The 19,849-nt window shown below is 67.8% G+C and carries 20 protein-coding genes; 3 read left to right on the forward strand and 17 right to left on the reverse strand.

The window, feature by feature from the left end:
* The first annotated feature begins 78 nt into the window (after positions 1–78).
* The gene (locus tag ACGLHS_RS22725; protein ID WP_394483431.1) at positions 79–1,122 is read left to right on the forward strand and encodes a LacI family DNA-binding transcriptional regulator; all 1,044 of its coding nucleotides are present in this window, start codon (positions 79–81) and stop codon (positions 1,120–1,122) included.
* Here the strand turns inward: ACGLHS_RS22725 and ACGLHS_RS22730 are convergent, their stop codons facing one another.
* From ACGLHS_RS22730 to ACGLHS_RS22740, 3 genes are read right to left on the reverse strand one after another with little or no spacing between them, the layout of a single operon-like run.
* Complete coding sequence (locus tag ACGLHS_RS22730; protein WP_394483433.1) at positions 1,123–1,497, reverse strand: hypothetical protein; 375 nt, start codon at positions 1,495–1,497, stop codon at positions 1,123–1,125. It lies immediately after the preceding gene.
* A 16-nt stretch (positions 1,498–1,513) separates the two neighbouring features.
* Entirely contained in the window at positions 1,514–3,196 is a 1,683-nt protein-coding gene (locus ACGLHS_RS22735; protein WP_394483435.1) for a hypothetical protein, read from the reverse strand.
* A gap of 56 nt (positions 3,197–3,252) precedes the next feature.
* Positions 3,253–3,444: a hypothetical protein gene (locus tag ACGLHS_RS22740; protein WP_093241913.1), complete on the reverse strand. Its 192-nt coding sequence runs from the start codon at positions 3,442–3,444 to the stop codon at positions 3,253–3,255.
* A gap of 90 nt (positions 3,445–3,534) precedes the next feature.
* Here ACGLHS_RS22740 and ACGLHS_RS22745 point away from each other — a divergent pair, with 90 nt between their 5' ends.
* The gene (locus ACGLHS_RS22745; protein ID WP_394483438.1) at positions 3,535–4,425 is read left to right on the forward strand and encodes a LysR family transcriptional regulator; all 891 of its coding nucleotides are present in this window, start codon (positions 3,535–3,537) and stop codon (positions 4,423–4,425) included.
* 18 nt (positions 4,426–4,443) lie between these two features.
* Here the strand turns inward: ACGLHS_RS22745 and ACGLHS_RS22750 are convergent, their stop codons facing one another.
* The 13 genes from ACGLHS_RS22750 to ACGLHS_RS22810 all read right to left on the reverse strand — a co-directional run bounded on the left by ACGLHS_RS22750 (position 4,444) and on the right by ACGLHS_RS22810 (position 17,823).
* On the reverse strand, positions 4,444–5,091 hold the full coding sequence (locus ACGLHS_RS22750; protein WP_394483439.1) for an ANTAR domain-containing response regulator: 648 nt from the start codon (positions 5,089–5,091) through the stop codon (positions 4,444–4,446).
* 372 nt (positions 5,092–5,463) lie between these two features.
* Complete coding sequence (locus ACGLHS_RS22755; RefSeq protein ID WP_093241906.1) at positions 5,464–6,618, reverse strand: transporter substrate-binding domain-containing protein; 1,155 nt, start codon at positions 6,616–6,618, stop codon at positions 5,464–5,466.
* 36 nt (positions 6,619–6,654) lie between these two features.
* Entirely contained in the window at positions 6,655–8,358 is a 1,704-nt protein-coding gene (locus ACGLHS_RS22760) for a nitric oxide reductase activation protein NorD (RefSeq protein ID WP_394483441.1), read from the reverse strand.
* Positions 8,355–9,182, reverse strand: a complete 828-nt coding sequence (locus ACGLHS_RS22765; RefSeq protein WP_394483443.1) for a CbbQ/NirQ/NorQ/GpvN family protein — start codon at positions 9,180–9,182, stop codon at positions 8,355–8,357. Before ACGLHS_RS22765 ends, ACGLHS_RS22760 begins: the two co-directional genes overlap by 4 nt.
* Positions 9,179–10,189, reverse strand: coding sequence for an alpha/beta fold hydrolase (locus ACGLHS_RS22770; protein ID WP_394483445.1), 1,011 nt, complete (start codon positions 10,187–10,189; stop codon positions 9,179–9,181). Before ACGLHS_RS22770 ends, ACGLHS_RS22765 begins: the two co-directional genes overlap by 4 nt.
* 20 nt (positions 10,190–10,209) lie before the next feature.
* Positions 10,210–11,247 (reverse strand): aliphatic amidase, encoded by a 1,038-nt coding sequence (locus ACGLHS_RS22775; protein WP_093241896.1) that lies wholly within the window; start codon positions 11,245–11,247, stop codon positions 10,210–10,212.
* A gap of 41 nt (positions 11,248–11,288) precedes the next feature.
* Positions 11,289–11,978 (reverse strand): urea ABC transporter ATP-binding subunit UrtE, encoded by a 690-nt coding sequence (urtE, locus tag ACGLHS_RS22780; protein ID WP_394483447.1) that lies wholly within the window; start codon positions 11,976–11,978, stop codon positions 11,289–11,291.
* A 17-nt stretch (positions 11,979–11,995) separates the two neighbouring features.
* Complete coding sequence (gene urtD, locus ACGLHS_RS22785; protein WP_394483545.1) at positions 11,996–12,763, reverse strand: urea ABC transporter ATP-binding protein UrtD; 768 nt, start codon at positions 12,761–12,763, stop codon at positions 11,996–11,998.
* Positions 12,764–12,792: 29 nt separating this feature from the next.
* Positions 12,793–13,860 carry an urea ABC transporter permease subunit UrtC gene (gene urtC, locus ACGLHS_RS22790; protein WP_394483449.1) on the reverse strand — a complete coding sequence of 356 codons (1,068 nt, stop codon included), beginning with the start codon at positions 13,858–13,860 and terminating at the stop codon, positions 12,793–12,795.
* 4 nt (positions 13,861–13,864) lie between these two features.
* On the reverse strand, positions 13,865–14,767 hold the full coding sequence (urtB, locus tag ACGLHS_RS22795) for an urea ABC transporter permease subunit UrtB (RefSeq protein ID WP_394483451.1): 903 nt from the start codon (positions 14,765–14,767) through the stop codon (positions 13,865–13,867).
* 13 nt (positions 14,768–14,780) lie between these two features.
* Positions 14,781–15,974, reverse strand: coding sequence for an urea ABC transporter substrate-binding protein (urtA, locus tag ACGLHS_RS22800; protein ID WP_394483453.1), 1,194 nt, complete (start codon positions 15,972–15,974; stop codon positions 14,781–14,783).
* A gap of 416 nt (positions 15,975–16,390) precedes the next feature.
* Positions 16,391–16,879, reverse strand: coding sequence for a hypothetical protein (locus ACGLHS_RS22805; RefSeq protein ID WP_394483456.1), 489 nt, complete (start codon positions 16,877–16,879; stop codon positions 16,391–16,393).
* Positions 16,876–17,823, reverse strand: coding sequence for a LysR family transcriptional regulator (locus ACGLHS_RS22810; protein WP_394483458.1), 948 nt, complete (start codon positions 17,821–17,823; stop codon positions 16,876–16,878). The genes ACGLHS_RS22805 and ACGLHS_RS22810 overlap by 4 nt, the downstream gene beginning before the upstream one ends.
* Before the next feature lie 95 nt (positions 17,824–17,918).
* Between ACGLHS_RS22810 and ACGLHS_RS22815 the strand changes: the two genes are divergently transcribed.
* Complete coding sequence (locus ACGLHS_RS22815; RefSeq protein WP_394483460.1) at positions 17,919–18,911, forward strand: NAD-dependent epimerase/dehydratase family protein; 993 nt, start codon at positions 17,919–17,921, stop codon at positions 18,909–18,911.
* A gap of 4 nt (positions 18,912–18,915) precedes the next feature.
* Here the strand turns inward: ACGLHS_RS22815 and ACGLHS_RS22820 are convergent, their stop codons facing one another.
* On the reverse strand, positions 18,916–19,845 hold the full coding sequence (locus tag ACGLHS_RS22820) for a glutaminase (RefSeq protein WP_394483462.1): 930 nt from the start codon (positions 19,843–19,845) through the stop codon (positions 18,916–18,918).
* Between the last annotated feature and the right edge of the window lie 4 nt (positions 19,846–19,849).

A 19,849-nucleotide genomic window follows, 5' to 3' on the forward strand; every position in this document is an offset into this window, starting at 1 on the left:
AAAATGGAGGGGTTCGGTACCCATGAATGAGGTAGAGCCACCGTCAGGCACAAGCCTCGGCGACAATCGTTTGCACCAATGAAGCCCAATCCGCCTTCCGCCACCGCCTCTCCCGTCACCATCCGCGACGTCGCCAACGCCGCCGGCGTGCATGTGTCGACCGTCTCGCGAGCGCTCAGCCCCGAGAAGCGGTCACTGATCAGCGAGGAAGTGCTGCGCGTGGTCGAAGAGGCGGCGCAGCGCCTGGGCTACCGGCCCAACCGCGCGGCCTCGGCCCTGCGCACCGGGCGCACCCACACCATCGGCGTGCTGGTGCCCGACATCACGAACGCGGTGTTCCCGCCGATCCTGCAAGGCATCGAGGCCAGCGCGGCGGCGCGCGGCTACTTCGTCTTCGTGACCAACGTGGTCGACCATGCGCTGGCGCGCCCGGTGCTCGAACGCATGCTGGCGCAGCGCGTCGACGGCGTGATCCTCGCCACCGCCACGCGCGACGATCCGCTGGTCGACTTCGTCACCAAGGCCGGCATGACGGCCGTGCTGGTCAACCGCGCCGACGAAACCGGCCGCCTGCCGGCCGTGGTGAGCGACGACCGGCTCGCGATGAAGCTCGCGGTCGATCACCTCGTGGGGCTGGGGCACAAGCGCATCGCGCACCTGGCGGGGCCGCAGAACATTCCGACCGGCGTGGGCCGACGCCTGGGCGTGGAGCAGGCGCTGCGCGACCACCGCATGAAGCCGTTCCGCGTGGTCGAGTGCGCGAGCTACAGCCGCGAGGCCGGCGCCGTTGCCATGCAGCAGATGCTCGAAGCGGGGCCGGCGCCGCAGGCGGTGGTGTGCTGCAACGACCTCGTGGCACTCGGTGCCTACGACGCCTTGCGCACGGCAGGCCTGCGCGTGCCGACGGACATCTCGGTGACGGGCCACAACGACATGCCGCTGGTCGACATGGTCGATCCGCCGCTCACCACCATCCGGCTGCCGCATCGCGAGCTGGGCTGGCGCGCGGCCGAGATGCTGTTCGAGGAGATCGATGGGCGCTCGATGTCCGCATCGACCGTGGTGCTGCGGCCGGAGCTGGTGGTGCGCAAGTCGACGGGCGCGCCGGCCGCGGCGCGCTGACTAGTACAACCAGGCCGCGATGTCGTCGCTCAGGCCCGCGAGAAGAAGCGCCAAGGCGACCAGCGCGATCATCATCTTCGTGCGCAGCGGCATCCCTTCCTTGGGCGCGAACGCATCGGCACCGCCGCTGAAATGCACGCCGCAGTGCGGGCAGCGCAGCGCATGGCCGTAGACCGGCTCCTTGCAGCGGATGCAGGGCACCTCGTCGGGGCCCGGGTCTGCCGTGGGCGAGCCGGCATCACGCCGCGCCCGTGCGGCGGCGCGCTGCTGTTGTTGCTGTAGCCGGGCACGGCGTTCGCGGTGGGCCGCGAGGTCGATGGGCGCGTGGGCGTTGGCGTTGTTGTTGTCGTGCTCGTTGTGGTTGTTGTCGGCCATGCTGCTGAACCCCGGTCTAGCGCGCGCGCGGCGCGGTCTTCTTGCGTGCCGCCGGCCGCCGCGGCGGCTTGGCCTCCAGCACCAGTTCGGCCGGCAGCGTGTCGTTCCACGATTCGGTGAAGTAGGCGCGATCGCTCGGCACCAGCTCGGGCAGCGCTTCGCGCAGCAGCCCCAACGACTGCTCGGCGGCCTTCAGCTCGCCCGCATGCGCCGCATACCAGGCGTGCTCGAACAACAGGCTGCAATGCTGAAGGCCCGGGTAGCGGCGGCGCCCCGCCTGGTGGTCGGCCAGCCGCGCCTGCGCCACGTCGACCCAGCGCGTGGGCCAGTGCGCGTCGTCGAAGGCATCGGCCAGCGGGCCGGCGAGCTTCGAGACCGCGGGCGGGTCCAGCGGCTTCTGCGCGCGGAACTGCGCGAGCGTGGGCTGCGATTCGGGCCGGCAGTGGCCGCGCGCGATGCGCATCAGGTAGATGGCGTTCCAGGCCGAGCGGCCCTGGCCGTCGGTGTGACCGCACAGCCATTCGCTGAAGGCGATCCACTGCACGGCGCGGCGCGTGGTGTCGGCGTTGCCGTCGTGCGAGAGCGCGGGCAGGTCGCTCAACCCCACGCGGTCGAACAGCCACGCCGCCATGCCCATGTTGGCGGCCACGTGCTGCGCCGCATCGAAGGAGTGCGATTCGAAGGCGGCCGCCAGTGCTTCGCCGAACCGGCGCAGCGACTCTTCGGCGAGCGTGGCCGCGGCGGGCTTGTCGTCGGCCGAGATGCCAAGCGCGCGCGAGCGGCACACCAGCGCCCACAGGTTGCACCACTCGAAGCGCACGTCGGGGTGATGCCGCAGCACCAGCCCGCGCGCCGCGTCGTCGGCCATGCCGCCCAGCAGCGATTGCGCCAGCGGCAGGTCGCGCGCCGTGTAGGCGCACCAGGCCGAGACGATGCATTCCATCGCGCCCAGGTAGTCGTTGCCCGCCACGTGGTGGGCCAGGCGCTGCTTCTTCAGCGCCTGCAGGCGGCGGCGTGCCTGCTCGTTGTCGCCGAGGCGGCGCCACAGCATCGCCTCGTTGAGCGTGACCAGCGCGCGCTGGAAATCGGTGGCAGCCAGCGTGCCGGCCAGGCGGATCGATTCGAGTGCGCTCGCCGGTTGGTTGCTCGCGTTGCCGCTGCCCGCCACCGGCGCCATGAGCCGGCCCTGCCGCGCCGCCTGCTGCGAGGCGACCAGCTGCTTCCAGAAGGCGGCGTCCTGCAGGTGCACCGCGTCGGGCGGTGGCGTGCCGGGTGCCGCTGCACGGGCCTTGCGGGCGCGCAGGCCGAGGAAGGACGCGACCTCGGCTGCCGTCGCCGCGCGGCCGCCGACCAGCATGCGCACGCGCTTCGCCTCGGCGGCCGGCAGCCAGAAGGGGCCCTGGCTGCGCCGCTCGGCGTTCAGGAAGCGCGGCTCGCGCTGCGTGTCTTCGCCCCAGCCGACTTCGATGTCCCAGGCCTTGAAGTCGCGGAACGCGCGGCTCACGACCATGCGCAGCGTGCTTGCGTCGGAGACCTCGCCGCGCAGGTCGGCCAGCCGCACGAGGCCGCCTTCGGCGTCGTGCGCGTGCTGCATGCGCACCAGCAGCCAGAGCGACTGGAAGGCCGCGCGCCGGCCATTGACCGACTGCGGCGAGGTGAGTTCGATGGAAAGAGGGGCGGGGGCTGCGAGTGTGGGCACGCCCCGAATTGAACCTCAAAACCGGCGCGTTCCCTGAAGAAATGCGCCGGATTTTGTCAGCGGTGGCGGTCCAGCAGCCCCTGCACTTCGCTGCGCCCGATGCCCAGGTCGCGCAGCTCGCGTTCGCTCATGCCGGCCAGGTGCCCGGAGTCCGCCCGGTGGCGGCTGCGCTCCGCCACGCGACGGCGCCAGCGGCGCAGGGCGTGCATCAGGCGTTGAGGGAAGGGCGAGTGCGTCGGCGCGGTCACGATGGGCTCCTGGTTGGGGAGCGCTCATCTTCCGGCGCTGCATGCTATTGTGGAAGTTGAGATTCCTGAACCTTTCAATCAGCATTCCTGATGCGACAACTCAACCTCGACCAGCTGCGCACGCTCATCGCCATTGCCGACCTGGGCACCTTCTCGGCGGCAGCCAATGCACTGCACCTCGCCCAGCCCACGGTGAGCCTGCACATCAGCGAACTCGAATCACGCCTGGGCGCGCCGCTGGTGGTGCGCGGCAACCGGCGCGTCACGCCCACCGCGGCCGGCGCGGCGCTGGTGGAGCGTGGGCGCAAGCTGCTGCGCGACACCGACGAGGCAGTCGATGCGGTCAAGCGCCAGGCCGAAGGCCGCACCGGCCGCGTGCGGCTGGGCACGTCGACCGGCGTGGTGGTCGACCTGCTGCCGCAGGTGCTCGAAGCGCTGGGCGCGGCGCATGCGGGCATCGATGTCGAGGTCAGCATCCTTGGCTCCAACGATGCGATGGCGCGGCTGGCGGCCGGCACGCTCGACATCGGGCTGGTCGCGATGCCGCAGCCGCCGCAGCGCGACCTGGTCGTCACGCCGTGGCGCGACCAGCCCATGATGGCCTTCGTGCCGCCGCGCTGGAAGGCGCCCAAGCGCGCCACGCCGGCATGGCTGGCGGCGCAGCCGCTGATCTTCAACGACGCGACCACGCACATGTACCGGCTGTCGATGGAATGGTTTGCCGCGGCCGGCTTTGCGCCGCGCGCACGCATCGAGCTGAACTACGACGCCGCGATCCAGAGCCTGGTGGCCGCCGGCTATGGCGCCGCGCTGCTGCCGCTGCAGCAGACCGCCGACGCGGCGCCGAATGCGCGCATGCAGGTGCTGCCGATCTCGCCGAAGCTCACGCGCCGCCTGGGCATTGCGCACCGCCAGCGCGCCACGCTCGACGGTGCCACGCAAAGCGTGCTGAAGGTGCTGACGACTTTCCGCCAGCTCTGACCCCAGGGTTCGCAGTCTTCAGCCCGGGCCGGGCTTGCGCACGCCCAGCGAAAGAATCTCGCTGGCGTTGACGATGGCGGCGGCAATCTCTTCCATGGTGGTGCGCTTGCTCATGGCCTGTTCGCGAATCAGGTCGTAGGCCTGGCCTTCGGACACGTTGTGCGTCTTCATCAGCACGGCCTTGGCCTCGGCGAGTTGCCGCACGCCGAGCAGCTTGGCCTCGACCTTGCGCAGGCGCCGTGCAAGCGAGCGGCTTTCCTTGTGCGCCTCGCGTGCCACCACCAGCGCCGAGAGCAGCCCGAACGAGCGCACCGGCGAAGGCAGTACCGCCTTGGCGCCGATCTCTAGCACGGCCTCGACGATGGTCGGGTTTTCGTAGGTGACGACCGCGATGATGGCGGGCGCATCTTCGTTCTGCGTCCACTCGAAGTGCAGGTTGATGAAGTCGGGCTGCACCGCCATGAACGCGACGTCGATGCCTTCAGGCAGGAACTGCACCGGCGGCCAGAAGGCCTGCACCTGGCAGCCGATGCGCTGCAGTTGCTGCGTGAGCTGCCGGCCGTCCGCGTCGTCGGGGTGGATCACCGCGATCTTCAGCAGCCGCAGCTCTTTCAGCTGCGGTGGCGTGACCCGCAGGGTGTGTCTTTTGGGCGCTGTGCCGTCCACGCTCAGGCCTCCTGCCGGGTTGCGCTGCTTGGGTTCTTGTTCGGGGCTTGCTTCGGGGCGCGTGCACAGGACACCGGGTACTCCCCTCCGCGAATGTCCCCCGGCCTGCGGCCTCCTCCTTTATTTCGCTGCGGGGAGCACCCGATGCCCTGCGCACAAGAAGCGCTCTCGTCGTGCCGGCCGATCAACCACTGCTCCGAATAACGATCGCGCTGGCGGGGTGCCTTGCGCAGCGAAATAAAGGAGGAGGCCGCAGGCCGGGGGACATTCGCGGAGCAAGGTACCCCGTCGGCGTGGTCGCGCCCTGAACAGCGGCGCTTCCAACGCGTCCCGAGCCGAACAACGCGACGAACGGAAGAACAAGGTTTCATCCTAGGCTTCCAGCGTGTCGAGCTTGGCCGTCCAGTCGCCCAGCGAATGCGTGACGAGGTAAGGGTCGGGGTACACCGCGCGCGTCGCCTGCCGCACGATGGTGAACTGCCCGTGCGCATCGACCCGGCCCACGCGTGGGTACAGGCAGGTGTGGTGGTTGGACGGGTCGATCTTCACGCGCCCCTGCGGCGCATCGAACTCGCTGCCAAGGATGTGCGGCAATATCTCCGCGATGCCATCGCTGCCCGCCTGGCGGTAGGCATTGGCGAAGATGTGCATCTGGAAGTACGACGCCTCCCAGCACAGGTTGGGCACGCAGCCGTCGCCGAAGCGCTCGCGCAGCCGCGCCAGGCAACGCCGGTTGGCGGCCGAGTCGATCGACTGGAAATACGGCGCCGCCGTGAAGTGCCCCGTGGCCACCCCATGGCCCATCTGCGAGATCTCGGCCTCGGAGGTCGTGAGGCTCGCGATCGGCATCGCCCTCGGGTCGAAGCCCGCTTCGGCGTATGCGCGGTAAAGGCTCGCGGTCGAATCGCCCACCACGGTCGAGAAGATGAAGTCGGGCCGCTTGTCGCGGATGTCGTCCATGATCGCGCGGTAGTCTTTTTCGGTGGCGTCCAGCGCCACGTAGCGCTCGCCCAGCTTCTCGCTGCCGGGGCGCTGCATCACCAGCTCGCCCATGATGCGGTTCGACTCGTAGGGGTAGATGTAGTCGGAGCCGATCAGGTACACGCGCGCGCCGAAGTTCGTGGTCATGAACTCGGCCAACTGCACGCTGTTCTGGTTGGGCGCGGCGCCGGTGTAGATCACGTTGCCCGAGTACTCGAAGCCTTCATAGAGCGTGGGGTAGAACAGCAGCTTGTTCCACTTCTCGATCACCGGAATCACGGCCTTGCGGCTGCTCGACATGTAGCAGCCGAAGATCACGTTGACCCGGTCTTGCACGATCAGCTTTTCGGCCAGCTGGGCGTAGCGCGCGGGGTTCGACTGCGGGTCGTGGCGCACGGCCACGATCTCGCGGCCGTCGACGCCGCCTGCCTCGTTGATCTCCTCGATGGCGAGCAGCGCACCTTGCAGCTGCGACAGCCCGATGGTCGAGGTGACGCCGGTTTCCGAGTAAAGGATGCCGACGCGAATAGGGTCCTTGTCAGCCACTGGGGTGTCTCCTGGATGTGTGAGCCATCATTCTCCTCAGTTTGCGGCGGCCAGTCGTGCGCTCATGCGCGCCAGGCGAACCGGCAGGCTGCGTGCATCGTCGGCGATGCAATAGTTGCGCCAGCCGAAGATGCGGCGCACATACGCATCGGCCGCGCCATCGACCGCGATGCAGGCGGTGCGCACACCGGCCTCGCGCGCCTCGGCCACGGCCATGCGGGCGTCTTCGATCAGGTACTGTGGGTCGTGCACGTCGATGTCGGAAGGCGCGCCATCGGTCACCAGCAAGATCGCGCGCTGCCCGGCCGGCTCCGCGCGCAGGTGTGCGGCGGCATGGCGCAGCGCGGCGCCCATGCGCGTGGAATAGCGCCCGCGCACCGCGCCGATCATGGCGCGCGACGGGGCTTCGAGTGGCTTGCCGAATTCGAGCAGACGGTAGTAATAAACCTCGTCGCGCGTGTTGGATGAAAACCCGTGGATCGCCAGCCGGTCGGCGCCTTGTCGCGCATTCGAATTCGATGAAGCGGCGAGCAGCAGCGCGGCCTGCTTCTCGATGTCGAGCAGCGAGCGCGTTTGTCCTCCTTGCCCCGCGTCGTTCACCGATTCCGACAGGTCGAGCAGCACCAGCACGCTGGTCGCACGCGGTGCCTTGCCGGGGCGCATGAACAGGCGCGGATCGGGCCGCAGCCGCAGGCGGCGGTCGACCAGCACTTCGATGGCGGCGTTCAGGTCGACGTCGTCGCCCTCCCACTGGCGGCGCAGGCGATGGGTGCGGTCGAGGTGGCGCGCGCGCGGCAGGGCGAGCGGGGTCAGGCGTTCGTTGCTGGCCGCAGGCTGCTCGCGCATGGGCGACAGGCCCTGCCATGCCGGCAGCTTCTCGATCACCGTGCACCAGTCGGGCCGCAGGCGCTCCTGCTTGCGGTCCCATTCGGGGTAGCTGTAGCGGCCCAGTTCGAGTTCAGCGCCGCCTTCGGGTGGCGGGCCGCCGTCGTCGCTGCTTGCATCGGAAGGCGGTGGCGGCCGCGCGCCCGACTGCTGCAGCGCGATGGCGTCGTCCGGCGGCGTTTCGGCCTCGCCGAAATCCCACAGGTAGCTGTTGTCGTCGCGCCAGGGCGCAGGCACCGCGTAGTGCTGCGGGTCGAAGCGCACGCGCATCTGGCCGAGGTCATTGGCCAGGATCGATGCGATGGCGCGGAAGGCGTCGTAGTCTTCCAGTCCCGCGGTGGCCGCGGTCTCGTCGAACAGGCGGTGCGCCTTGTTGACCCAGTGGTTGTCGTCCTGCCATGCGGGCAGCATCAGCAGGCGGTCCATGCGCGCGATGAGCGCGGCAAAGCCCAGGTCGGAGGCATTGGGCACCGGCGCGAGCGCTTCGACGAACCAGCCACGCACGCCGGGGAAATCGCGGCACAGCAGATGCTCGACGCGCGCATCTTCGATGGCCGACACCACCGCGATGCCCATGGGCTTGAGCGCGCGCGCCGGCCGCGCGGGCACCGAGTGCCGCAGGTGCGCGACCGCGTGCGCGACCATCGCAGGGCGCAGACGGGCATCGCCGCCTTCGGGCAACAGCAGCCGCTTCGGTGCGAGCACGGCCCGCGCGGGTGGTGGTGCAGCGTCCGGCGAAGCAACAGGCGCACGGGCCGGCAACTTCGTCAGCGGCAGCACTTCCACATCGACACCGGCCAGCCCGCGCGCGAGCAGGCCCAGCGCCTCGAAGGTGAGCGCGTGCCCGTCGCTCATCCGAACTGCGCGGCCACGAAGCCCTGCAGCGCGCTCGCCATGTCGGGGTCGTCGGTGAGCGCGCGGGTCATCGTCATGTCGCAGCTGTCGCGCGGCGACACGCCGTCGCGGATCAGCACGCCCGCATAGATCAGCATGCGCGTCGACACGCCTTCGTCGAGCCCGCGATGCTTCAGCTCGCGCGAGCAGCGCGCAATGGCCACCAGCTTTGCGGCCAGGTCGAGCCCGACCCCCGCCTCGTGCGCGACGATCTCCGCTTCGAGCGTGCTGTCGGGGTAGTCGAATTCCAACGCCGCGAAGCGCTGCCGCGTCGACGGCTTCATGTCTTTCGCGCTGCTCTGGTAGCCGGGGTTGTACGACACCACGAGCTGGAAGTCGGGGTGCGCGTGCACCAGCTCGCCCTTCTTGTCGAGCGGCAGGATACGGCGCGCATCCGTCAGCGGGTGGATCACCACCGTGGTGTCCTGCCGCGCCTCCACCACCTCGTCGAGGTAGCAGATGCCGCCGTGGCGCACCGCCAGCGTCAGCGGGCCGTCGTGCCAGGCCGTGCCGTTCGCATCGAGCAGGTAGCGCCCGACGAGGTCCGACGCCGTCATGTCCTCGTTGCACGCCAGCGTGACCAGCGGCCGCCCGAGCGACCACGCCATGTGCTCCACGAAGCGGGTCTTGCCGCAGCCGGTCGGCCCCTTGAGGATCAACGGCATGCGGTGGCGGTAGGCCTGCTCGTAGAGCATCACTTCATTGCCGGCGGGCCGGTAGAAGGGCTCGGTCTCGATGCGGTAGCTGGCGAGCGGATCGGCTGCGCGGGGGAGGGCGGCGTTCATGGCGTGGCGAGCAGTTCCTTGAGGGCGGCATCGACGAAGCGGGTGTCGACGGGGCTGCTGCCGCCGCCTGCGAAGTGGCCCCACACGCCGGGGATCGGGCGGCACTCGGCGTTCGGCATGTGCGACACCTCCCATTCGTTGTCGGCCACCGGAAAGTAAAGATCGCGCTCGGCAGGCATCACGATCGCGCGCGCCTTGATGGCGCCCAGTGCCTTTTTGAAGTCGCCCTTGAACACCGGGTTGTCGCTGATGTCCCCGTTCTGCCACGACCACAGCATCGCGAGCAGGTTGTTGGCGTCCTTCTTCAGGAAGAAGCCCTCCCAGTAGCCGACCAGGAAGTCTTCGAGCGAGCTGAAGCCCAGCTCGCGCCACAGTTCCTGCATGTAGAAGGGCTGCGACAAACCCCAGCCCGCGTACACGCGGCCCACCGCGCGCAGCCCCTTGCTCGGCGGCGTGGCGTACCAGCCGCCGTTCCACGCCGCATCGGCCGTGAGCGCCGCCTTCACGCCTTCGAGAAACACGATGTTGTGCGGCGCCGTCCTCGCCGAGCCGCAGAAGGGTGCGATGCGCCGGACCATGTCCGGGTACAGGCAGCCCCACTGGTTGGTCTGCTGCGCGCCCATCGACCAGCCCACCACCAGCGCGATGCGCTCGATGCCGAATTTCTCCGTCACCAGCCGGTGCTGCAGCGTCACGTTGTCGTAGAGCGTGACGTTCGGAAAACGCGCCAGGTTGTAGGGCTCGGGCGTGTTGCTGGGCGAAGACGAGAGGCCATTGCCCAGCATGTTCGGCACGATGATGAAGTACTTCGCCGGGTCGAGCGCCATGCCCGGGCCGATGAGCCATTCGTTGTCGTAGTGCTGGCCCGAGTACCAGGTCGGGTAGACGATCACGTTGCTCTTGTCGGCGTTGAGCGTGCCGTAGGTCTTGTAGGCGAGCTTTGCGTTGCGCAAGGTCGCGCCCCGCTGCAGCATGACGTCGCCGAGGTCGAAGATCTCGTAGTCCATGGGTTTGCGGGTCCCTCGGCTCAGCGATGCTTCGCGGGTTCGTTCGGAATGCCCTCGATCGGGCACTCGGGCGTGCCGACCGTGCTGCGCGTGAACGACTCCACCATCTCGCGCGTGCCCTCGGGGTCGTTGATCCACTGCGTGTAGAAGTTGTAGGGGCAGGCCGCCACGCCCTTGTCGCCGTCGCCCGAGTTGATGGTGCCGGTGTAGCCGCGGTGCACCAGCTTGAACAGGTGGTTCTGCGATTGACCGTTCTTGCGCGCATCGCGGATCAGGCTCATCGAGAGTTCGGCGTAGTTGATGCCCATCTCTTCCTCGCCGCATTCGCCGAGCGTGCGGCCGTCGAAGCCGATCAGTGCCGAGTGGCCGAAGTACGAGTACACGCCGTCGAAGCCCGCCGCGTTGGCCACCGCCACGTAGGTGTTGTTCATGAAGGCCATGGCCTTCGACACCAGGATCTGCTGCTCCTTGGCCGGGTACATGTAGCCCTGGCAGCGGATGATGAGTTCGGCGCCGCGCATCGCGCAGTCGCGCCAGATCTCGGGGTAGTTGCCGTCGTCGCAGATGATGAGGCTCATCTTCATGCCCTTGGGGCCTTCGCTCACGTAGGTGCAGTCGCCGGGGTACCAGCCCTCGATGGGCACCCACGGCATGATCTTGCGGTACTTCTGGACGATCTCGCCCTTGTTGTTCATGAGGATCAGCGTGTTGTAGGGCGCCTTGTTCGGGTGCTCCTCGTGGCGCTCGCCGGTCAGCGAGAACACGCCCCACACGTTGGCGCGGCGGCAGGCGTCCGCGAAGATCGCGGTCTCTTCGCCAGGCACGGCGGCGGCGGTGTCGTACATCTCTTTCGCGTCGTACATGATCCCGTGCGTCGAATACTCGGGAAAGATCACCAGGTCCATGCCCGGCAGGCCCTTCTTCATGCCGACCAGCATCTCGCCGATCTTGCGGGCGTTGTCCAGCACCTCGGCCTTGGTGTGCAGGCGGGGCATCTTGTAGTTGACGACCGCGACGCCAACGCAATCGTTGCTGCTCGAAATATCACCATGTCTCATGACGCTGCTCCTGATGGGGGTTGAAGAAAAATGAAAAGGGGCTACACGGTCAGGAAGGACCTGACCTTGTCCTGGTCGAGCGTCGCGCGCGCTTCGTCGTGCACGAGGCGCCCGCGGTCGATGACGAGAAAGCGGTCGGCCAGGTCGAGCGCGAAGCTCAGCACCTGCTCCGACACCACGATGGCGAAGCCGCGCTCGGCGCGCAGCACGTTCAGCGTCTGCGCGATCTCCTTGATGATCGAAGGCTGGATGCCCTCGGTCGGCTCGTCGAGGATCAGCACCTTCGGCTCGGAGATCAGCGCGCGCGCAATCGCCAGCATCTGCTGCTGTCCGCCCGAGAGGTTGCCGGCGCGGCGCTGCTTCATGTCCTTGAGCACCGGGAAGAACTTGTAGAGGTAGTCGGGCACCGTGCGGTGGCCCGAATTCGCGGCACCCGACAGGATGTTCTGCTCCACCGTGAGAAACGGAAACACCATGCGCCCCTGCGGCACGAAGGCCAGGCCCTGCGCCACGCGCTGGTAGCTCGGCAGCTTCGTGATGTCGGCATCGCCCAGGCGGATGCTGCCGCCGCGCGCGGGCAACAGGCCGATGAGCGACTTCAGCAGCGTGGTCTTGCCCATGCCGTTGCGGCCCATGATGGCGACCGCCTCGTCGGGCGCGACGCGCAGCGACACATCGCGGATGACGTGCGACTCGCCATACGCCACGTTGAGTTCGGAGACTTCGAGCATCTGATTCACTCCTTCGCTCAATGGCCGAGGTACACGTCGATCACGCGCGGATCGGCCTGCACCTGCGCCGCCGTGCCTTCGCTCAGCACGCGCCCCTGGTGCAACACCGTCACGCGGTGCGCGATGCGCTTGACGAAGTCCATGTCGTGCTCGATCACCACCACCGACTTGCCCGCCGAAATGCGCCGCAGCAGGTCGCCGGTCTGCTCGCGCTCGCGCGGGCTCATGCCGGCCACGGGCTCGTCGAGCAACAGCAGCTCGGGCTCCTGCATCAGCAACATGCCGATCTCCAGCCACTGCTTCTGTCCGTGGCTGAGTTGTCCGGCGCGATGGCCGAGCCGCTCGGCCAGAAAGACCTGCTCTGCCATCGCGTCGATGCGCTCGCGCAGCGCGGGCGTGCGGCGAAACGTCAGCGACTGCAGCAGGCCGTGCATGCGCGGCAGCGAGATCTCGAAGTTCTCCAGCACCGTGAGGTCTTCGTAGACCGAGGGCGTCTGGAACTTGCGGCCCACGCCGGCGCGCACGATCTCGTACTCGTTCAGGCGCCCCAGGTCCTGGCCGTTGAACAGCACGCGGCCCGCGCTCGGCTTGGTCTTGCCGCAGATCATGTCCAGCAGCGTGGTCTTGCCCGCGCCGTTCGGCCCGATGATCACGCGCAGCTCGTTGCGAGCGACCGAAAGGCTCAGGCCGTCCACGGCCTTGAAGCCGTCGAAGGACACGGTGAGGTCTTCGACGCGCAGGATCTGTTCGCTCGAATGCGAGAAGCCGGTGGCCGCCTGCGGCATGCCGCTGTTGGGCATGGTCATCGCCGTGTTCATGGCGCTGCCTCCGCGCCATCGCGTCGCGAACGGCGCAGCAGCTTGTCGCCCAGGCCCGCGAGCCCGTTCGGCATGGCCCACACCACGAGGATGAACACCGCGCCCAGAAAGTACAGCCAGCCTTCGGGAAAGGTCTCCGACAGGTACGACTTGAGAAAACCGATGAGCAGCGCGCCGATCACCGCGCCCGGAATCGACAGTCGCCCGCCGACCGCCGCGTAGATCACCATCTCGACCGAGGCCACCACGCCGATCACGCCCGGTGCGATCAGCCCCACCTGCAGGCTGTAGAACGCGCCGCCGATGGACGACAAGACTGCCGCCACCGCGAACACGAAGGCCTTCATGTGTGCCGTGTTGTAGCCGCTGAAGCGCACGCGGTCTTCGCGGTCGCGGATGGCGATCAGGATCTTGCCGAAGCGGCTGCGCACGATCACGAGCGACACCGCCATCACCAGCGCGACGGCCAGCACCTCGATGAAGTACATGACGCGCTTGGCATCGTCGCCCGCGATGTCCCAGCCCAGCAGCGTGCGGAAATCGGTGATGCCGTTGGCACCGCCGGTGTCGCCCTGCTGGCCGACCACCACCACGGTGAGCGTGAGCGCCAGCGACAGTGTGACGATGGCAAAGTACACGCCGCTCACGCGCCGCTTGAAGATCGCGTACGAGAACACATACGCCAGCACCGCCGGAATCGCGAGGATGCCCACCACGGTCCAGCCCAGCGAGTGGAAGGGCACCCACCACGAAGGCAGCTGGTCGACGCTGCTCCACACCATGAAATCGGGCAGCTCGGGCGCCGAGGCCTCGAGCTTGAGGAACATCGCCATCATGTAGCCGCCCAGGCCGAAGAACATGCCCTGGCCCAGGCTCAGCACGCCGCCGTAGCCCCAGGTGAGCACCACGCCGATCGCGACGAATGCGAAGGCCAGGTACTTGCTCACGAGGTTCAGGCGAAACGGATCGAGCGTGGCCGGCAGCACCACGGCCAGCAGCAACAGCACGGCCGCCATGCCGGCAAGGTCGCTCCTGCGTTGGGGAGAAAGCTTCTTCATGCCCATGCCGTCAGCTCCTCGAGCGCGTCGCGAACAGCCCGTTGGGCCGGAAGTACAGCACCGCGATCACCAGCAGCAGGATCGTGGCCTTGGCCATCGAGCCGCTCATCAGGTATTCGAGCCAGGTCTGCGACTGCGCGATGGCAAAGCCCGAGAGGGCCGTGCCGATCAGGCTCTGCACGCCGCCGAACACCACCACGATGAACGAGTCGACGATGTAGAGCTGGCCCGTGCCGGGGTTGGTCGAGCCGATCATCGTGAACACCGCGCCTGCGATGCCCGCAAGCCCGGAGCCCAGCGCGAAGGTCATCGCATCGACGCGGTGCGTGTCGATGCCCACCGCGCCGGCAATGGCGCGGTTCTGCGTCACCGCGCGCACCTTCAGGCCCCACGGGGTTCGATAGAGCAACAGGTACACGCCGATGGCGACGATGGCCGTCAGCCCCACGATGAAGATGCGCGTGAGCGGCAGCTGGATGCCCGGCGTGGGCTCCCATGCTCCCGCGAGCCACGAGGCCAGCGGCACGCTCACTTCCTGCGCGCCGAAGATCGAGCGGTAGGCCTGCTGCAGCATGAGGCTCAGGCCCCAGGTGGCGAGCAGAGTGTCCAGCGGCCGGTCGTAGAAGAAGCGGATGAAGCCGCGCTCCAGCACATAGCCGAATGCGAAGGTCACGCCGAACGCGAATGGAATCGCGGCGAACAGGTACAGGTCCATCCAGCCCGGCGCGAAGTGCTCGAAGAAGCGCGCCGCCAGGTAGGTCATGTAGGCACCCAGCGCCATCAGCTCGCCGTGCGCCATGTTGATGACGCCCATCAGGCCGAAGACGATGGCCAGCCCGATGGCCATCAGCAGCAGGATGGTGAACAGGCTCACGCCGTTGAAGACCTGCATCACCGCGATGTCGAAATTCATGTCGGCGCCCGGCTCAGACCTTGGGGAAGGGGTTGGGCTCGACGAGCTGCGGCGATTCCCACACGATGTCGAACTGGCCGTCGGGCCGCGCGCGGCCCACGCGCACCTTCTTCCACACGTGGTGGTTGGTGGCGTGCACGCGCACCGTGCCTTCGGGTGCCTCGATCTCCACGCCGGCCGCGGCGGCCGTGACCTTGTCGACATCGAACGACTTGGCCTTCTCGACCGCCAGCTTCCACAGGTACACGCAGTTGTAGGCCACCTCCATCGGGTCCCCGATCACGCGGTCCTGCCCGTACTTGGCCTTGAAGGCCTTCACGAACTTCTCGTTGGCCGGCGACTTGATGCTCTGGAAGTAGCCCATGCAGGCGTAGTAGCCGGCGGCGTTGTCCTTGCCGATGCCTTCGATCTCGTTCTCGGACACCACGGTGGACAGCAGCACCTGCTTGGCACCGTCGAGACCCGCCGCGCGCAGCTGCTTGTAAAGCGCCACGTTGGAGCCGCCCACCACCGTGCTGTAGATGCAGTCGGGCTTGGCCGCCTTGATCTTGTTGATGATCGACGAGAACTCGGTGTGGCCCAGCGGCGCGTATTCCTCGCCCACCACCTTGCCGCCGGCCTTGGCGATGGCCGGCTTGGCGATCTTGTTGCAGGTGCGCGGATAGATGTAGTCGGAGCCCACCAGGAAGAAGCTCTTGCCCTTCTCGCGCGCCATCCACTCGACCGCCGCGATCACCGACTGCGTGGCCTCCTGCGAGGGATAGAACACGCGCTTGTCCTGCTCCTGGCCTTCGTAGTAGGTCGGGTAGAACAGCAGGCCCTTGGCCTGCGCGAGCACCGGCAGCAGCGCCTTGCGCGAGGCCGAGGTGTAGCAGCCGATGATGGCCGCGACCTTGTCGCGCTCCAGCAGCTTGCGCGCCTTCTCGGCGAACACCGGGTTCTCGCTGGCGCCGTCTTCGACCACGGCCTCGATCTTCTTGCCCATCACGCCACCGGCGGCGTTGATCTCTTCGATGGCGAGCTTTTCGGCATCGACCAGCGAGGCCTCGGCGATGGCGATGGTGCCCGAGAGCGAATGCAGCAGGCCGAGTTTCACGGTGTTGCCTTCTTGCGCGGCGGCCAGCCGGGCGACGCTGCCCGCGGCGCCCAGCACGATCATCGAGCCGCCGGTCTTCACGATCTGGCGGCGGTTGAAGGGGTTCGTCATGTCAAATTCCTTTGCTTTGTGTTTGTGCGAGTCATCAGGAACATCCGACCTTCGAAGCCGTGCATTGGGTGTCTCCTCCCGCCGCGCGGCTGCTGCAAACGAACGCTGCGTTGCCAGTGCTTTTCTTCGGGCAAAGCGCCGCCCCCGGATGACGCGCATCCGTTTTGAAAAGGCTTCGTTGCGACCGAAAAAACAAAAAAGCCCGAACCGGTGTTGAAACCGATTCGGGCTTTATTGCCCGACGCCTCGCTGGCAGCACTGGCAGCGGGTGTCGTATGACTGGTAACGATTGCTCGTTGGGGCGGATTCTTCTCAACTCACCCCGGCGTGAACATACGCTTTTTCGCTAATTGGCGAAAGCGCGGAGCGTGTGTTATTCGCGCGCAAAGTCTCCGGTGGATGCGATCAACGAGCGATCAGCGAGGACGGGCGAAGTCCGCTTCGATCCAGGCCGTGGCGCTGGATGCCGTGAGCCTGAAGGCAGGCGAGACATTGACGCTGGCCAGCTCCGAGTCGTCGTCATCGTCGTGCGCGCTGAGCGTGGCCGAGGGGTTGTCCTCGTCGGGCACGATGGACAGCGACACGCGGATGCGCCGATCGTCGCGCGCGGTGACGGTCACGCTCTTGTTGAGCGAGGCGTGCAGTTGCTGCTCGTGGCGGCGGATGACTTCGGCGGCGGTCTTCACCAGCGTCGAGAAGGCGGGGCCGTCGAGCGGCTTGGGGTTCTTCTTGTCGCGGCCCATGGTCCAGGGACCGACGAGCGCGGGCTCGGGGTCGCCCAGGCGGGTCATCTCCACGGCCCAGCCGTCGTCTTCTTCGTTCTTGATGACGCGGGCGGTCCAGAGTTCGTCGCGCCAGAGGCGGGGTTCCTGGAGGGGGAGGTTGTTGTCTGCTGAGTCTGTCATTCGGGTGCTGTGGTTCGTGCGCGGGCTATTTTCCCCTGTGGCTTGCCCGGCTCGGCCGCGCCCACGTACTGTTGCAATCCTTCGACCAGCGTATCGAAGGCCACGCGGCAGCGCGGGCTGTTGCGCAGGTCTTCATGCATCGTGATCCAGGTCTCCAGCTTCATCGAGAAGGTGCGCGGCATGAGGCGCACCAGCGTGTCGCTGCGCCGGGCCAGCCCGACCTGGCAGATGCCGATGCCCGCGCCGACGCGGAGCAGCGCCAGTTGCGCGAGGTCGCTGTCGGTGCGCAGCGAAAAGGTGTCGCGGCCGAAGCCCTTGAAGGCCTTGCCCGCATTGCGCACGAAGGCCGAAGGCTGGTCGTAGCCGATCACCGCATGGCCCGACAGCTCTTCGAGCTTGCGCGGTGTGCCGTGGCGCGCGAGGTAGTCGCGGTGCGCATGGAGGCCGAGTTCGATCTGCCCGATGCGGCGCGCCACCAGCTGCTCCTGCCTGGGGCGCACCATGCGCACGGCGATATCGGCCTCGCGCCGCAACAGGTCCTGCACGCGGTTGGTTGCCACCAGCTCGACCTTCAGCGCCGGATGCGCCTCGCGCAGCCGCGCGACGATGGGCGGCAGCACCTCGACGCTGATCACTTCGCTGGCCGACACGCGCACCACGCCGCGCACGCCTTCGCCCTGGCTGGTGGCCGCGCGCGCCAGTGACGCGGCGGTGCTTTCCATGGCCTCGGCGTGGGTGCGCAGCGCCAGCGCGACGTCGGTGGGCAGCAGCCCGACCTGCGAGCGCGTGAAGAGCACCACGCCCAGCGCTTCTTCGAGCGCGGCCACGTGGCGTCCGGCCGTGGGCTGCGTGATGCCCAGCGCGCGCGCCGCGCCCGAAAGAGAACCCTCGCGCAGCACGCTGAGGAAGGAGCGGTACAGCTCCCAGCCGATGTCTGGAGTCATACACAAATGTATAGCTGCTGGCTCATGTTCGGCAATTCCAATCCAACCCGCCCGGTTCCAGAATTCACCCATCGACAACTGTTCTGGAGCATTTCATGGCACGCAATGACACGGTTCTGGTTCTGGGCGCCACGGGTGGCATCGGCGGCGAAGTGGCTCGCCAGCTGTGCGATGCGGGCTGGCAGGTGCGGGCGCTCAAGCGCGGCGCGGCTGAAGGCAAACGGGACGGCATCACATGGTTCGCCGGCGATGCGATGGATGCGCAGGTCGTGCAGCAGGCCGCCAAGGGCTGCTCGGTCATCGTGCATGCGGTCAATCCGCCCGGCTACAGAGGCTGGGCGCAACTGGTGCTGCCGATGCTCGACAACACCATTGCGGCAGCCAGGGCCGAAGGCGCGACCATCGTGCTGCCGGGCACGGTCTACAACTTCGGCCCCGATGCCTTGCCGTTGCTGAAGGAAGATTCGCCGCAGCGCCCGGTGACGCGCAAGGGCGCGATCCGGGTCGAGATGGAAAAGCGCCTCGAAGACGCCAGCCGCGAAGGCGCGGTCCGCGTGCTGATCGTGCGTGCCGGCGATTTCTTCGGCCCGAAGCCGGGCAACAACTGGTTCTCGCAGGGGCTGTTGAAGGTGGGGCAACCGGTCAAGGCCGTGAGCTACCCGGGCCGGCCCGACACGGGCCACCAGTGGTCGTACCTGCCGGACGTCGCACGCACCATGGTCGAACTGCTGGCGCGCCGCGACAGGCTGGAGCCCTTCGCGCGCTTCCACATGGCCGGCCATTGGGATGCCGATAGCACGCGCATGAGCGGTGCGATCCGCAAGGTGGTGGCGCGCCGCACGGGCGCACAGGCGCCGCGCGTGTCGGCCTTTCCGTGGTGGTTGGTGACGCTGGCCTCGCCCTTCGTCACCACCTTCCGCGAAATGCGCGAGATGCGCTACCTGTGGAACACGCCGGTGCAGATGGACAACGCGAAGCTGGTGGCCTTCCTCGGGCGCGAGCCGCACACGCCGCTCGAAGAAGCGGTGGAAGCCGCGCTCGACGGCATGGGCAGCCTTGGCACCACGCCCGTAGCCGTGGCGGCTTGAACGCTCAGAACACCGACAGGCCCGTGCGTGCGACAAACAGTTCGAGCGCCTTCATGCCCAGCAGCGAATTGCCGGTCGTATCGAGGGCCGGCGACCACACGCACAGTGTGAGCTTGTCAGGCACCACGGCCACGATGCCGCCGCCCACGCCGCTCTTGCAGGGCAGGCCGATCGAGAAGGCCACGTCGCCGGCCGCGTCGTAGGTGCCGCAGGTCAGCATCAGCGAATTGATGCGCCGCGTCTGCCGCTCGCCGGTGATCTCGGGCTCGCCGTCGATGGGGTGTGCACCATCGCGGCACAGGAAGGCCGCGGCGCGCGCGAGCTGGCGGCAGCTCATGCGCAGCGCGCATTGGTGGAAGTAGACGTCGAGCACCGTGGCGACGTCGTTGTCGAGCTTGCCGAAGCTCTTCATGAAGTTGGCCAGCGCGAAGTTGCGAAAGCCGGTGTCGGCCTCCGAACGGGCCACTTCGTCGTCGAAATCGATGGGCTCGCCGCACAGGCTGCGCATCAGCGCGAGGATGTCGGCCTTGGCGCTGCCGCCGGTGGCCAGCGCCTGGCTCACGAGCCGGTCGGCCACCGCGATGGCACCGGCATTGATGAAGGGGTTGCGCGGCTTGCCCTGTTCGTTTTCGAGCTGCACCAGCGAGTTGAACGGATTGCCCGAGGGCTCGCGCCCGATGCGCTCCCACAGCGCGTCGCCCACGTGCTGCATCGCGAGCGTGAGCGTGAAGAGCTTCGACACGCTCTGGATTGAGAAGGGCGTTTCGAAGTCGCCCGCGCCGGCTTCCTCGCCGTTGCAGGTGCGCAGCGCAATGCCGAACTGCCGCGCATCGACGCGCGCCAGCGCCGGGATGTAGCTGGCCACGGTGCCGCCCTGGCCGAGTTGCGGGCGCAGGGTGGCGACGATCTCGTCGAGGATGGGCTGGAATTTCATGGCG

The sequence above is a fragment of the Variovorax sp. VaC1 genome, assembly GCF_043658315.1.
Lineage (GTDB): Bacteria > Pseudomonadota > Gammaproteobacteria > Burkholderiales > Burkholderiaceae_C > Variovorax.

Excerpts from the sequence above, each read along its gene's own strand:
- ACGLHS_RS22725 (WP_394483431.1), top strand. The coding sequence starts at position 79 with ATGAAGCCCAATCCGCCTTCCGCCACCGCCTCTCCCGTCACCATCCGC.
- ACGLHS_RS22730 (WP_394483433.1), bottom strand. The coding sequence starts at position 1,497 with ATGGCCGACAACAACCACAACGAGCACGACAACAACAACGCCAACGCC.
- ACGLHS_RS22745 (WP_394483438.1), top strand. The coding sequence starts at position 3,535 with ATGCGACAACTCAACCTCGACCAGCTGCGCACGCTCATCGCCATTGCC.
- ACGLHS_RS22760 (WP_394483441.1), bottom strand. The coding sequence starts at position 8,358 with ATGAGCGACGGGCACGCGCTCACCTTCGAGGCGCTGGGCCTGCTCGCG.
- ACGLHS_RS22765 (WP_394483443.1), bottom strand. The coding sequence starts at position 9,182 with ATGAACGCCGCCCTCCCCCGCGCAGCCGATCCGCTCGCCAGCTACCGC.
- ACGLHS_RS22770 (WP_394483445.1), bottom strand. The coding sequence starts at position 10,189 with ATGGACTACGAGATCTTCGACCTCGGCGACGTCATGCTGCAGCGGGGC.
- ACGLHS_RS22775 (WP_093241896.1), bottom strand. The coding sequence starts at position 11,247 with ATGAGACATGGTGATATTTCGAGCAGCAACGATTGCGTTGGCGTCGCG.
- urtE (WP_394483447.1), bottom strand. The coding sequence starts at position 11,978 with ATGCTCGAAGTCTCCGAACTCAACGTGGCGTATGGCGAGTCGCACGTC.
- urtD (WP_394483545.1), bottom strand. The coding sequence starts at position 12,763 with ATGCCGCAGGCGGCCACCGGCTTCTCGCATTCGAGCGAACAGATCCTG.
- urtC (WP_394483449.1), bottom strand. The coding sequence starts at position 13,860 with ATGGGCATGAAGAAGCTTTCTCCCCAACGCAGGAGCGACCTTGCCGGC.
- urtB (WP_394483451.1), bottom strand. The coding sequence starts at position 14,767 with ATGAATTTCGACATCGCGGTGATGCAGGTCTTCAACGGCGTGAGCCTG.
- urtA (WP_394483453.1), bottom strand. The coding sequence starts at position 15,974 with ATGACGAACCCCTTCAACCGCCGCCAGATCGTGAAGACCGGCGGCTCG.
- ACGLHS_RS22805 (WP_394483456.1), bottom strand. The coding sequence starts at position 16,879 with ATGACAGACTCAGCAGACAACAACCTCCCCCTCCAGGAACCCCGCCTC.
- ACGLHS_RS22810 (WP_394483458.1), bottom strand. The coding sequence starts at position 17,823 with ATGACTCCAGACATCGGCTGGGAGCTGTACCGCTCCTTCCTCAGCGTG.
- ACGLHS_RS22815 (WP_394483460.1), top strand. The coding sequence starts at position 17,919 with ATGGCACGCAATGACACGGTTCTGGTTCTGGGCGCCACGGGTGGCATC.
- ACGLHS_RS22820 (WP_394483462.1), bottom strand. The coding sequence starts at position 19,845 with ATGAAATTCCAGCCCATCCTCGACGAGATCGTCGCCACCCTGCGCCCG.